Origin of the sequence: Methylotenera versatilis 301 (assembly GCF_000093025.1) — a bacterium.
Lineage (GTDB): Bacteria > Pseudomonadota > Gammaproteobacteria > Burkholderiales > Methylophilaceae > Methylotenera > Methylotenera versatilis.
In genome coordinates this window covers 451,986-465,318 of sequence record NC_014207.1, presented here as the reverse complement: position 1 = coordinate 465,318, position 13,333 = coordinate 451,986, and the positions used below count along the sequence as shown (strand labels likewise).

Genomic DNA, 13,333 nt, shown 5'->3' with positions numbered 1-13,333 from the left:
GGCTTATAATAACGGCATGACTTTATCTATAAAAGAATTGATTGTAGAGGCAGACCGTTGCGTAGCCTGTGGCTTATGCTTACCGCATTGCCCAACCTACAGAAAAACTGGCTCAGAGGCTGATTCTCCACGCGGTCGCATCCAGTTGATGCGTGCTGTGGCACAAGAAATTCTGCCGAACAATGCTCGTTTTAATGAACATATCGATTTATGTTTAAGTTGCCGTAGCTGTGAATCGGCTTGCCCAAATAACGTCAATTACGGTGCGCTAGTCGACACTACCCGCGCACTATATATTCCGAAAAAAAGTCCATTTCCGGCACTGGTGAAAGCATTCATACAAAACCGTTTTCTCGCCAATGCGTTCGTTTGGATGATTTGGTTCATTCAAAAATGCGGGCTTTTCAGCTTACTCAAACGCATCAATCCTGCGGCTAAAGTATTACCAATGGTTGCAAAACCAATCACATGGCAAAACCTTTATCCAGCGACTGCAGAGAACAAAGGTGCGGTTAGTTTGTTTTTAGGCTGTGCAGGGAATGCGCTCGATACCCATACATTGCAAGCCAGCATTCAAGTACTAAACCAACTGGGCTATGACGTACATATTCCAGCACAGCAAACCTGTTGCGGCGGGATTGCCAGACAAATGGGTGACTCGGAAGAATCCAGTAAATTAGTCGCACAGAATCAAAACAGCTTCGATGCTAACTTGCCAATATTAACGACTGCTAGCGGCTGTGGCGCAGGGCTCAATGACTATTTACCCACCCATAAAATTCAAGACATCAGCGCATTCTTAATGGCGTGTGACTGGACTAATGTAGACGTTAATCCGCTTAATGAACAAATTTATGTGCAGGACCCATGCACATTAAGAAACGTACAAAAAAGTCACCAAGCGGTTTACAGCTTGCTTAAAAAAATCCCCAATGCCACGGTGACTGCACTTGCGGGTAATGGTCAATGCTGTGGCGGCGCAGGTGCTTACATGCTGACCCAAAGCGAGATGGCCAATAACTTATTGGATGATAAATTAAACGCCATTACAGCTAATAATGTTGCGATACTCGCGACGTCTAACATAGGCTGCAGCTTGCATATTGCCAATGGATTGCGCGAGAAAAATCTAACCGTTTCTGTGATGCATCCCATTCAAATAATTGCCAAACAAATGAGGCCTGTGCGCCAAGTTTGAGCGTAAACTACCATTATGCTAAATAGATTCGATACACTGATTACTGAGTTTGATACGGGCTTACGCACCTTGCTTGCGAAACCTCACAGCATACGGATTCATCCAGATGCAAATATTGCCGAAGCGGATTTAACCGAGGCCGAAAAGAAACAAGCTGGCGCGCTCATGCGAGTGAACCACACTGGTGAAGTATGTGCACAGGCCTTGTACAGCGGGCAATCGTTAACATCGAAAAGTGCGGAAACTACCGCTGCCCTTAAACAGGCTGCGCATGAAGAAACCGAGCATCTTGCTTGGTGCGAATCACGGATCACTCAACTAGGTAGCCACACTAGCCTGCTCAATCCTTTGTTTTATTTGGGCTCGTTTAGCTTAGGTGCAATTGCTGGTGCAGTAGGCGACAAATGGAGTTTAGGATTTGTAGAAGAAACTGAAAAACAAGTAGGTGCGCACTTAACCAGTCACCTTGAAAAACTGCCACAAACTGATCAGAAAACGCGTAAAATCATTGAGCAAATGCAAGAAGATGAAGCTAAACATGCAAATGAAGCCAAGCAGCACGGCGCGGCAGAGCTTCCCGCCCCGGTAAAGTTTTTAATGAAACAAGTATCAAAATTGATGACATCATCAAGTTATTATTTATAAAAGGTAAGTATTCAATGCAAAAATTCAGTGACGTTTTACAAACTCTAGACGATGCCTCGCATGTGCAACGTATTGAGCTTTTTAACAGCGATGGTAGTGCCGCTGGGGCAATAGAAAACAAGCCTGGCAGCCAAGGATCAGTCAAGGTGTATTACCACCTGTTTCGCATGTATGGAGAAATCTCTCTGGATGCTGCAGTAGAAGGTTTAAGTTTATTCGCTGAGCACACTGCCGATGCAGAAAACTGCCCTGGAAAGCATCCTAACGTAGACAGATTACTCAACCTACTAGAAGACGAGCAGCCACTGACGGTGAAAGTGACTGAGAAATAAAGCTAGGTTTTAAGATAAGGTTTTAAGTAAGACTCTTAGTAATGGGCGGATGGTAGATAAATTCTAGCAAATGCCCTACCGCATCCAAACAGTAAAAACCTCGAGACCCATCTCGATGCGTTTTAGGCGACTCGGTAATTTTTACGCCACTTTTCACGAAGTAATCGTACCAACGATCTACATCTTCAATAGAATTTAGCACAAAGCCTATATGGTCTAGCCGCTGTTGTGCTTGCGGTACATAATCAACACGATGCAAAGCAAGTACATCACCTTGATTAGTCAAATACACATTATCTGCGTCTGGCTGCCATTCAATTTGCATGCCCATCATGTCGACATAAAAACTGACGCAAGCTTCGAGCTCTTTAACAAACAAAGCCACATGCCTGATGCCGAGCATACCGCCCGGCACTTTAGCTTCAGGTTTATGCATGTGCTGTAGGTCTTATTTCAAAATCGTGTGTAATGTCAACACTCTTGCTGAGCATGATAGAGGCTGAGCAGTATTTTTCAGCCGATAATTTTACTGCGCGTTCCACTTGAGTTTCGTTCAGGTTATCGCCAGTCACCACGAAATGTACGTGAATTTTGGTGAACACTTTTGGAATCTCATCAGCACGCGTTGCGTCAATTTCGGCCACGCATGCCGCAATCGGTTGGCGCGCTTTTTTAAGAATGGCGACCACATCAAACGAGGTGCAAGCACCCATGCCAATTAACAACATTTCCATAGGGCGCATGCCAATATTGCGTCCACCATTTTCGGGTGCACCATCTAGCACAACTGCATGGCCAGTTTCAGATTCGCCGACAAAACTAACGCCGTCTATCCATTTAATTGTTGCGTGCATTTTTTCTCCTGTAGATGTGAAATTTACATCACACCTACAATATTATTTAAAAGCCAATTTATTTAACGTCGAGCAATTCAACATCAAAAATAAGATCCGCATTTGGAGGAATCGCGCCACCAGCTCCACGCGCACCATAACCCATTTCTGACGGGATCACTAAAGTGCGTTTGCCACCGATTTTCATACCAGCAAAACCTTCATCCCAACCTTGAATCACTTGGCCACCGCCTAAGAAAAATACGAAAGGTTGTTTGCGATCTAAGCTGCTATCAAACTTTTTGCCTTTGTGGCCTTCTGCCGCTGCGTCATATAACCAGCCTGTGTAATGCACGGTGACGTTAAATCCTGGCTCGGCTTCGCGCCCTGTACCAACTTGCGTATCAATTTTTTGTAATTCTGTAATTTTTGCAGTCATTTCTGAGGTTCCTTTTGTCGAAGCTGTCTGGGTAGAAGCTTCCTGAGTTGATGTTTTAGGTGCTGTTGATTCAGCTTTACAGGCGCCAAGTGAAAGCACACATACGCTTGCAAGCAAAAAGTTGAATAATTTCATTATGTAACCTTAAATTTAAAATTAGCTTAAATAAACTTAGCGATATGATACCGCAAACTTAGCCAAGTTCCTTCATTACTAGGCTCTCTCATTATGGCTGCTGATACACCCATTCAATCAAAGCATCTTGCGCATTTTTACTTGCAGCAGCTTTGGGATGGTTGACTAGCATCACTAGCACATGGCGATGATTATTCGCATCTAACACATAGCCGGCAATACTACTCACGCCGTCTAGAGAGCCAGTTTTAAGGTGAGCTCGACCATTTGACGCACTATCATTTAGACGTTTTTTAACTGTGCCATCGAGCGCTAATATAGGTAACGATGCCATGAGCTCTGGCATCACAGGACTATTGTAAGTACTGACTAACATTTTACCGAGATGCTCTGCACTAATGCGTTCAATGCGCGATAATCCTGAACCATTCTCAATGACCAACTCATCGAACTTCAAACCTCTGTCAGCGAGCCATGTTTTAAGCGCAGCAGAGCCTTTTAGCTCAGTGGCTGGCGTGCCAAGCTTCTCGGCAGCCAATGTCAACAATAACTGACGTGCCATCAAGTTATTGCTCCATTTATTAATGTCGCGAACCACATAAGCTAATGGATCAGAAAACTGCTCCAGCACCTTCACCGCACTACTTGGTACTTCCTGTACTTTTAGCTGACCAGTAAAGCTTCCGCCTAATTCACGCCACAGTTTTTTGAAGGTATGAAAAGCATACTTTTCGTCATCAAATACACTTAACTCCAAATAACGCTCCCCGCAATCTGGCGAGAAAGTCCCATTAAAAGTCACTGTCGTGCCAGTTGCGTTTGGTTTAATGACATAGCTAAATCGGCCACGCCAATCTCCACAAGCGCCCTGCACCAGCTTCATATTATTCACAATTTGAATTTCGTTTAATTCAAACTCTTGGTTAACGCTTACGCTGGAGTCAGTCGCGATAAACTTAAAGCTGGTGTTACGCCCATTCACTAAAAATGCGCTGGGTTCAGCGTTATAGGCGCGCCATGTTTCGTCATCGAATGTTTTCTTATTAGCCACATCTTTAGCAAAATAGCTTTTATCAATGATTAAATCGCCTTTGATTTCTTTGATGCCAGCCTGCTGTAAACTCATCAACATGCGCCAAAAGTCTTGCGCTTTAAAACTAGGGTCGCCATAACCTTTAATGATTAAGTTGCCCTTAAGCACGCCATTCACCACATCACCATCGCGAAAAACTTCAGTTTTCCAACGGTACGCGGGAGTGAGCAAATCAAGTGCTGCATTAGTGGTGACCAACTTCATCACAGATGCTGGGTTCATACTTTTATCGGCATTATGGCTAAGCGTTGCGTTATTACTTTCGACAGGCTGCACATAAACTGCTACATTTTTTGCGGGTATCCCTGCAGCTTTAAGTGCACTTTCAACGGTGGTAGGGAGTTCGGCATGCACTGAAAAACTAAGTAATAGTAATACCGACCTACATAAATTCTTTAACAAGCTCATTACAACGAACATTTTACCGCCTCTAAAGTCGCATTCACCATAAAATCAATTTCATCTTCGTTAATTGTGTAAGGTGGCATCCAATACACGGTATTAGCTATCGGACGCAGCAGTAGCTCTTGTTCTAAGGCTGCTTGATAGCATTGCTTAGCGAATTGCGCATTTTGCGTTTCAACATCAAACGCGAATATCATGCCTGAGTTTTGCAGGCCTGGTGTACGCAGATGCTTGATTGGCAGGTCAGTAAGCACTTGCATTTTAGCTTGTATCAACTTAGATTTTTCTTGGTTATTTTGCAAAATATTGTCTGTTTCAAATATCGCCAGAGTCGCCAATGCGGCACTGCATGCGAGCGGATTACCTGTGTAACTATGGCTATGTAAAAAGCCTCGTACGGTGCTGTTATCATAAAAAGCTTGATAGACTTTATCTGTGGTCAGTACGGCGGATAAAGGCAAATAACCACCTGTGATGCCTTTAGATAAGCAAATAAAATCGGCAATATTGCTTACAGAATTAGCCGCCTGTTCACAAGCAAACATGGTTCCTGTTCGACCGAAGCCCACCGCAATTTCATCTGCAATTAAATGCACTTCATATTCATTACAAATCTCGCGTACACGACACAAATAGGCTGGATGATACATCCCCATACCTGCGGCACATTGGACTAAAGGTTCAATAATAAAAGCCGCTAAATCTGTATGATATGCCGCTACATAATTTTCTAAAGCTTGCGCGCAACGCAAGGCAAACGTTTCAGCATCCTCACCCGCCTCTGCCAACCTAAAATCGGGGCTAGGCATTTGAGCAGACTGCATTAATAGTGGCGCGTAAGTATCTTTAAAAATCGCCACATCTGTGACTGACAAAGCACCTAACGTTTCGCCATGATAACTATTTTGCAGGCTGATAAATTTGGTTTTATTCGCTTTTCCAATATTGCGCCAATAATGGAAACTCATCTTCAACGCAATTTCAGTCGCACTAGCACCATCACTACCGTAAAAAGTATGACCCAAACCCGTCAGCATAGCCAGCTTCTCTGACAACTCCACCACAGGCTCATGCGTAAACCCAGCCAGCATCACATGCTCAAGCGTATCAAGCTGCAACTTAATTGCATCTTTAATACGTGGATTATTATGCCCAAACAAATTTACCCACCACGAACTGACAGAATCTAAATATCGTTTACCGTCCGCATCGTAGAGCCACACACCATCTCCACGCTGAATAGGAATAAGCGGATAAGTCTCGTGTTGCTTCATCTGCGTGCAAGGATGCCAAACGGATTTCAGGCTTCTATTCAATAAATTTTGATTGTTCATGTCAGAATTGTACGATGTTTTTCATACACTTATAAATCAAATGTCGTCATTCGCTGTTGTTTCGTCTAAAATTCGGTATTCATAAATCTAATTGCTTACATCACATGCAAAAAACCCGTCGCCATCTTGAACTACTCGCTCCTGCGCGCAACGCCGATTTCGGTATTGAAGCCATTAATCATGGTGCAGATGCGGTATATATTGGCGGCCCAGCATTTGGTGCGCGTGCGAAAGCACCTAATACAGTGGCGGAGATTGCGCGTTTGGTGAAACATGCTCATCGTTATCATGCCGAAGTATTTGTGGCGCTGAATACGATTTTTCATGATAACGAATTAGCAGGTGCGCGCGAATTGGTTCAGCAACTTTACGATGCTGAAGTGGATGCGCTGATTGTGCAGGATATGGGTTTGTTGGAAATGGATTTACCACCGATTCAGCTTCATGCGAGTACGCAAACTGATATTCGCACCATTGAAAAAGCCGTGTTTTTAGACCAAGTTGGTTTCTCGCAAATTGTCTTAGCACGCGAGTTAGATTTACGCACTATCAAGCAAATCGCGGATGCGACTAGTTGCAACTTAGAATTTTTCATTCACGGTGCGCTTTGTGTGGCATTTAGCGGACAGTGCTTTATTAGCCACGCACATACTGGCCGCAGTGCTAACCGTGGCGAATGTTCACAAGAGTGTCGTTTACCGTTTACCTTGGAAGACCAAAAAGGCCGCATTATTGGTAAAGATAAACATTACCTTTCAATGAAAGATAATGACCAAAGCGCGAATCTGCGCGCCTTGATAGATGCTGGTGTGAGCTCCTTCAAAATTGAAGGCCGTTATAAAGATTTACCATACGTTAAAAATGCCACCGCGCATTATCGCCAAATGTTGGATGAAATCCTCAACGAATCGCCAGAACTAGCAAAATCATCTGCCGGCGTCAGCACTTACACATTCACACCGCAACCTGAAAAAACCTTTAACCGCAGTGCGACGGATTACTTTGTAAACGGTCGCAAAGGTGACATTGGTGCGTTTGATACACCTAAATTCTCAGGCGAAATTTTAGGCAAAGTAAGCAAAGTCGGTAAAGACTTTTTTGAAGTTGAAACAGATACGCAACTGCACAATGGCGATGGCGTGTGCTTTTTTGATGTGCACAAAGAGTTAGTCGGCTTGCGTGTGAATACCGTCGATGGCAAAAAGTTATATCCTAACGAAATGCCTGTAGATATTAGAAATAACATGACGGTGTATCGCAACCGCGATCATGCATTTATGCGCTTGCTGGAAAAAGATTCTGCGACACGCAAAATCGCGCTGCAAATGATTTTTGCTGAAACAAGCAACGGATTTACACTTAGCGTGACGGATGACGCTGGACTTAGTGCAACGGTGCAGTGCGCAGCCGAAAAGCTAGCTGCGGACAACGCAGATAAAGCCGAAGCCAGCTTACGTGACAATTTAAATAAACTTGGCAATACCGACTTTTCTGCCGCTGAAGTCTATATACAGACGACTCAAGCTTGGTTTATACCTGCCTCAGTGGTGAACAATTTACGACGTGATGCCATCGATCAATTACAGAAAGTGCGTCAAGCCGCCTACGTGCGCCCGCCACTTAAGCCAGCTGCAGTGCCAGCAGCTATTTTCCCAGAAGATACTCTTAGCTATTTAGCTAACGTTTATAACCAAAAAGCACGTACTTTTTACGAGAAACACGGCGTAAAACTGATTGCACATGCGTATGAAGCCAACAAAGAGTTAGGCGAAGTACCGCTGATGATTACCAAGCACTGCTTACGCTTTAGCCACGGACTTTGCCCAAAAGAAGCTAAAGGTGTGATTGGTGTGCAAGGCACTGTGACCGCAGAACCAATGACGCTCATTAACGGCAACGACAGGTTTACCTTAAAGTTTGATTGCAAACCCTGCGAAATGCATGTGATGGGCAGCATTAGGAAACCTGTAATAAAAATGGGCCCACCGCAAACAGTGATGTTTCACCCGAAAAGATCTTAAAATCTAAACAGGCTTAAACTAAAACATCGTATTACGATTAGCTGACTTACTTGGTACGGCTTGCAAAACATCCCAGTGTTCTACGATGCGTTCTTTTTCTACACGAAATATATCAACCACCGCGCTACCAATATCATTGGCTGATTCTTTGCAATTGCTATGCACCGCCACGATGTCGGAATCGGCAATGACTCTTTTGATTTCACAACGATAATCAGTACTCTCCACATACGCAGCAAAACCCTTAATGAAGGCCTCTCTACCATCTGGCGCTTCTGGGTTGTGCTGAATATATTGCGTTGCAGAGATATATTTTTTCGCTGCTGCAATTGGGTGCTTTTGCACAAAAGCTAAATCAAAAAATTGAGTGACAATCTTTTTTGGAGAGCTAGTTTCTTTCGCGTTCACATTAGACATGTAAACCAGCAAAAGGCATGCGCACAATACACTTAGCGACTGACGCATCTTCATTTAAGATTTTTTGAGCAATGAATCTAAGCTAAAAGCACCAGCACCTGCCGCACTAAAGTACAAGAATACGAAGCTAAACATAACAGCCAACTCACCTTGATTCAAGATTGGTAAGAATCCACCTGGCGCATGTGCCATAAAATAAGCCACAGCCATTTGACCCGACAAGATGAATGCCGCTGGTCGAGTAAACAAACCTATCATCACCAGAGTGCCGCCAACCAATTCAAGTACGCCCGCAAGCCCCATTAATGACATTAATTGCAAACCATCAAACATGGAACATGTGGCATACCTAACAGTTTTGCACTGCCATGTTGAAGGAATAAAAACCCAGTGACAATTCGAAGTAAGCCTAGGATACAAGGTGACCATTTACTACAAAATTGACTATTCAACATATAAACCTTCCTTAATAAACAGAACTTGGAAACATCACTTTAAACTTAATTGATATACAAATCATTCATTAAAAACATATTTAAAGTAAAGAATGCTATGCTTTGTTTACTGAGATTGGTCGCCTACTCACCAAGCGAGATGCCAATGCCGAAAATCGTTTGGTCGTAGTTGTAATCTAGCAAGCTTGCACCATAACCCGTTGAAGCCATCAGATGTAATTTCAAATATGGGTTATTGAGCACTTGCCTTTGCAAATCTAGCTGAGCATATCCTTTGTTATCGCTGCGTAGATTATTTCTTAGTGTTAAGGTTGCCGCATTTTTACGATTATCATCTTCCCATCTAATTGCCATGTCTCCATAACCTAGATACTTTTCAATGTCAGGATTATCATCTTGACTTTCAGGTATTCGCCACCAAGGGCGCACCATGAGAGAGACATTATCGGTCAATTCCCAACCACTTTCGAGATACAAGCGATTCCAACTTCTTGAAGTAGGATTAGAGCGCCCGTTTGACTGATGTACTAAGCCTAGATTTAACATTCTTGGAATATAGTGCTTCTTTTCTCCGTTTACCTGATTATCTATGCCTAGAGATAACATGATTTCAGGCTCATAATTATTCTCACGTAGCGGTCTTGATGCTTTTGAGTCGAACACCTGCCAATTTGACTGCTGTGAATAAGCCGCCCATATTCTAGAGCTAGTGACATAAGGTAAATTACGAATAAGCGGGATGTTATTCATCACCTCGGTTTTCAAGCTGATCTGAAACTTTAAGTCTTTGTCATCTAGGTTTCTATCAACATTATTCAATTGACTAGGTGATTGAGGCATATCATTCGTGTTATTGGTTTTGGTGATTAATAAGTAATTAGATTTATAGGTTTCAAAATCACTTATATTCCAGTCACCTTGTGAGGTCAGCCGCCATTTTCTTTCCAAATAACTTAACTTTGGACTTGGTTTTTCAATCGCGATAGCTGGAGTAATTACTGGTGCTGAGTTTACCGAATGCACTTGTTCTGGGCTATTAGTTAGTGTGTTAGCGGCTTCTTCTAAGAGCTCTTTAGGGGTATTAATACTATCAAAGCAAGATAAGCGTTTTTTTGCCTCGAAATCATTAGGATAAAGTTTCTTACACTTGATTAAAGCTTGTTCTACTGTCACGGTTTCTTGCGCTAATAAAGCTGTAGGCATCCATAAAACTAAGAAAAACGCTCGCATAGTTTTACTTTTAAAATTGTTCATCTAAGTTATCCGTTACTTTTTAAAGTTGTTGCGCTATTTATTATTGAATAACTAAGAGAATAAAAAAACTCTATTAAAGCCTTGATTAATACAGCACTATAAAACTGCATTTTGCATCTGCCATCATCTTACAGGCAACGCCAGCGCTTTAGGCTTTTTTAACGAACTCAGACTTTAACTTCATCGCACCGATGCCATCAATTTTGCAATCAATGTCATGGTCACCATCTACAAGGCGGATGTTTTTGACCTTGGTACCGACTTTAACCACCAATGATGAACCTTTTACTTTCAGGTCTTTAATCACTGTGATGGTATCGCCATCTTGCAGCACGTTGCCATTAGAATCACGCACGACTTTTGTATCTTCAGTGCCATCTGCCGCGGCACTTTTTGACCACTCATGCGCACATTCTGGGCAAACGTAATTATCGCCATCTTCGTAGGTGTATTCTGAGTTACATTTTGGGCATGCTGGTAAAGCGCTCATGGTGACTTTCTTTTCTATTTAAACATTTTAAAAATTCTAATTTGGCTGCTTAAATTGGCTTACTGCAAATTTAAGGTGCTGGATTCGTCATGGCTAAATGTAACTTATCAATTTCCTGCAATACTTCTGGTGACAGCGCTGTGTTCCAAGCACCTATATTTTCCTGCAATTGCGCCATACTGGTCGCGCCAATAATGGTGCTTGTGACGCTCCATCGGTGCATCACAAAACTCAATGCCAATTGCGTTGGCGTTAAGCCATTATCACGGGCTAATTTTGCATAAGCGGCGCTGGCAGCCGCGACGTTCGGTTTGGTGTAGCGCTGCGCATAACCTCTAAATAAAGTCACACGACCTTTTGCGGTAACGTCGTCAATGTATTTACCCGTTAAATGCCCAAAAGCCAGCGGTGAATAGGCTAGCAAGCTCACATTTTCACGATACAGAATTTCGCTAATGCCAAAATCAATCGTACGATTCATTAAATGATAACTGTTTTGCAAAGTGGCTACACGCGGTAAGTTGTATTCTTTACTGATGCGCAGAAACTCCATGATGCCCCACGGTTGCTCATTAGAAAGCCCAATCGCACGTACTTTGCCTTCTTCAATCAGTTCTGCCAGCGTTTCTAGTTGCGTATGGATGCTCACCCAAGATTTTTGGGTGCCTTGCGCATCAAGTTCTAATTTAGGGTCAAACTGATATTGCCCAAACAACGGCACATTGCGCTCTGGCCAATGTAGTTGGTAAAGGTCGATATAGTCGGTTTGTAAACGCTTTAAAGAGTCGTGAATGGCGCTGCGAATATTGTCACGCGTTAAAGAATCATCGCCACCACGAATGTAATTGAGCCCTCGATTACGCCCGGCAACTTTGCTGCCTAAAACAATCCTATCGCGCGCTTGGTTTTTAAGCCAATGACCAATCATGGTTTCGGTACGCGTAAAGGTTTCTGCTTTAGGCGGCACAGGATACATCTCGGCAGTATCAATAAAATTAATGCCCTGCGCTAAAGCATAATCGAGCTGTTCGTGTGCTTCTGCTTGTGTGTTTTGGTCGCCATAAGTCATGGTGCCCAAACAAACTGAAGATACCTTAAGATCGGAGTTTCCTAATTGACGATATTGCATAGTTAATACGCCTAATGCACCGTTTGGTGCGATGAAATAATACTTACTTCTCTACTGTCGACAGTCATCAACAAATCCCAACCAGCCTCGCGAGTGGCTAACTGCATCATATTCGTAACGGCATGAACAAGTTGAGGAGTGAGTGCGATTTTAACGGATTGTCCGTTAGTGCATTGCAACTCTAATTGTGGCGGCAAGTTCACTACGCCAACAATCAGGCATTGAGCAGCTAACATAGGCGCTTCAAAGCGTGATTCACGGTCGACAAGATATTCGGACTTGAAATCTAGATTCTCGATTTGTTTCAACTCAGTGGCTTCGCGCGAAAAGCTCTCGATCGCTTCATTCTTAGCTTCAGCTGTTGCTATTGCAGGGAGTGCAAATTGTGGCGCAGTTGGCATAGTGCTATTCGCCACGCCATTAAGCAAATTCCACATACTCTTGCATAAACGGCGCGTAATCCACACCGCCACTTCAGTTTTATCAACAAGACCTACTTTAAGTAATAGTCGATCTTCTTGCTCATTAAAACCTAAGTTAATTTGCTCAATCGCGGATTCGTTTTGTGACATTTGCCTGCTTTAAATATTAAATACAGTACACAGCATAAGGTTTTTATCACAATTTTTCTATATTTAATCTTGAAATATCTCAATCCAACCCAATAAACAACACACCATCTAGCACTCTCATAGTTTGAGTGCTAAAATCGCACTCGCTTTGCATGGCATGCAAGCCATGTGCAATAGATTTTAGTGTGATCAACATTAGTTTTATTCACAGCTTAATGTATGAGTTGTGATATTTATTTTAGTTATTTAATTTTTGGAGAACCTTATGAAAATTCGTCCTTTACACGATCGCGTCATTGTTAAACGCTCAGAAGAAGAACGTACAACCGCTTCTGGCATTGTGATTCCTGATAGTGCTACAGAAAAACCTGATCAAGGTATTGTGCAAGCCATTGGTTCTGGCAAACGTGATGACAGCGGTAAAGTAATCGCTTTAGACGTTAAAGTTGGCGATAAAGTGTTATTCGGTAAATACGCAGGCCAAACTGTAAAAGTAGATGGTGAAGAGCTATTGGTAATGCGTGAAGAAGACATTATGGCGATTGTTGAATAATTTAGTTATTCAATTCAATTAACTAACA

The 13,333-nt window shown here is 42.8% G+C and carries 16 protein-coding genes; 5 read left to right on the top strand and 11 right to left on the bottom strand.

Annotation, left to right across the window (positions count from 1 at the left end; translation table 11 throughout):
- The first annotated feature begins 16 nt into the window (after positions 1–16).
- Genes M301_RS02215 through M301_RS02205 form a run of 3 tightly spaced genes read left to right on the top strand, consistent with a single transcriptional unit; the run spans position 17 to position 2,175 of the window.
- Positions 17–1,198, top strand: coding sequence for a (Fe-S)-binding protein (locus tag M301_RS02215; protein WP_013147127.1), 1,182 nt, complete (start codon positions 17–19; stop codon positions 1,196–1,198).
- Positions 1,199–1,213: 15 nt separating this feature from the next.
- The gene (gene coq7 / locus M301_RS02210; protein ID WP_013147126.1) at positions 1,214–1,843 is read left to right on the top strand and encodes a 2-polyprenyl-3-methyl-6-methoxy-1,4-benzoquinone monooxygenase; all 630 of its coding nucleotides are present in this window, start codon (positions 1,214–1,216) and stop codon (positions 1,841–1,843) included.
- A 14-nt stretch (positions 1,844–1,857) separates the two neighbouring features.
- The gene (locus tag M301_RS02205; protein WP_013147125.1) at positions 1,858–2,175 is read left to right on the top strand and encodes a DUF2322 family protein; all 318 of its coding nucleotides are present in this window, start codon (positions 1,858–1,860) and stop codon (positions 2,173–2,175) included.
- Between the two features lie 22 nt (positions 2,176–2,197).
- Here M301_RS02205 and M301_RS02200 read toward each other — a convergent pair whose 3' ends face one another.
- The 5 genes from M301_RS02200 to bioA form a co-directional block, all read right to left on the bottom strand.
- On the bottom strand, positions 2,198–2,611 hold the full coding sequence (locus tag M301_RS02200; protein WP_013147124.1) for a VOC family protein: 414 nt from the start codon (positions 2,609–2,611) through the stop codon (positions 2,198–2,200).
- A complete protein-coding gene (locus tag M301_RS02195; protein WP_013147123.1) occupies positions 2,604–3,029 on the bottom strand; it encodes an OsmC family protein in 426 nt (141 codons plus the stop codon). Before M301_RS02195 ends, M301_RS02200 begins: the two co-directional genes overlap by 8 nt.
- 58 nt (positions 3,030–3,087) lie before the next feature.
- Complete coding sequence (locus M301_RS02190; protein WP_013147122.1) at positions 3,088–3,582, bottom strand: FKBP-type peptidyl-prolyl cis-trans isomerase; 495 nt, start codon at positions 3,580–3,582, stop codon at positions 3,088–3,090.
- A 91-nt stretch (positions 3,583–3,673) separates the two neighbouring features.
- Positions 3,674–5,095, bottom strand: a complete 1,422-nt coding sequence (dacB, locus tag M301_RS02185) for a D-alanyl-D-alanine carboxypeptidase/D-alanyl-D-alanine endopeptidase (protein WP_013147121.1) — start codon at positions 5,093–5,095, stop codon at positions 3,674–3,676.
- Positions 5,083–6,414 (bottom strand): adenosylmethionine--8-amino-7-oxononanoate transaminase, encoded by a 1,332-nt coding sequence (gene bioA, locus M301_RS02180; protein ID WP_013147120.1) that lies wholly within the window; start codon positions 6,412–6,414, stop codon positions 5,083–5,085. The genes dacB and bioA overlap by 13 nt, the downstream gene beginning before the upstream one ends.
- A gap of 104 nt (positions 6,415–6,518) precedes the next feature.
- On the opposite strand from bioA, the gene M301_RS02175 reads away from it, so the two are divergent.
- Positions 6,519–8,435: a peptidase U32 family protein gene (locus M301_RS02175; RefSeq protein WP_013147119.1), complete on the top strand. Its 1,917-nt coding sequence runs from the start codon at positions 6,519–6,521 to the stop codon at positions 8,433–8,435.
- A gap of 18 nt (positions 8,436–8,453) precedes the next feature.
- Here M301_RS02175 and M301_RS02170 read toward each other — a convergent pair whose 3' ends face one another.
- The 6 genes from M301_RS02170 to M301_RS02145 all read right to left on the bottom strand — a co-directional run bounded on the left by M301_RS02170 (position 8,454) and on the right by M301_RS02145 (position 12,752).
- On the bottom strand, positions 8,454–8,852 hold the full coding sequence (locus tag M301_RS02170) for a nuclear transport factor 2 family protein (protein WP_148218566.1): 399 nt from the start codon (positions 8,850–8,852) through the stop codon (positions 8,454–8,456).
- Positions 8,853–8,906: 54 nt separating this feature from the next.
- Positions 8,907–9,164 (bottom strand): DoxX family protein, encoded by a 258-nt coding sequence (locus M301_RS14825; RefSeq protein WP_238524652.1) that lies wholly within the window; start codon positions 9,162–9,164, stop codon positions 8,907–8,909.
- A 266-nt stretch (positions 9,165–9,430) separates the two neighbouring features.
- Positions 9,431–10,561, bottom strand: coding sequence for a phospholipase A (locus tag M301_RS02160; protein ID WP_013147117.1), 1,131 nt, complete (start codon positions 10,559–10,561; stop codon positions 9,431–9,433).
- Positions 10,562–10,709: 148 nt separating this feature from the next.
- The gene (locus tag M301_RS02155; protein ID WP_013147116.1) at positions 10,710–11,051 is read right to left on the bottom strand and encodes a zinc ribbon domain-containing protein YjdM; all 342 of its coding nucleotides are present in this window, start codon (positions 11,049–11,051) and stop codon (positions 10,710–10,712) included.
- A 70-nt stretch (positions 11,052–11,121) separates the two neighbouring features.
- Positions 11,122–12,180 (bottom strand): aldo/keto reductase, encoded by a 1,059-nt coding sequence (locus M301_RS02150; protein WP_013147115.1) that lies wholly within the window; start codon positions 12,178–12,180, stop codon positions 11,122–11,124.
- An 11-nt stretch (positions 12,181–12,191) separates the two neighbouring features.
- Positions 12,192–12,752, bottom strand: coding sequence for a hypothetical protein (locus M301_RS02145; protein ID WP_013147114.1), 561 nt, complete (start codon positions 12,750–12,752; stop codon positions 12,192–12,194).
- A gap of 265 nt (positions 12,753–13,017) precedes the next feature.
- Here M301_RS02145 and M301_RS02140 point away from each other — a divergent pair, with 265 nt between their 5' ends.
- Positions 13,018–13,305, top strand: coding sequence for a co-chaperone GroES (locus M301_RS02140; RefSeq protein ID WP_013147113.1), 288 nt, complete (start codon positions 13,018–13,020; stop codon positions 13,303–13,305).
- The last annotated feature ends 28 nt before the right edge of the window (positions 13,306–13,333 follow it).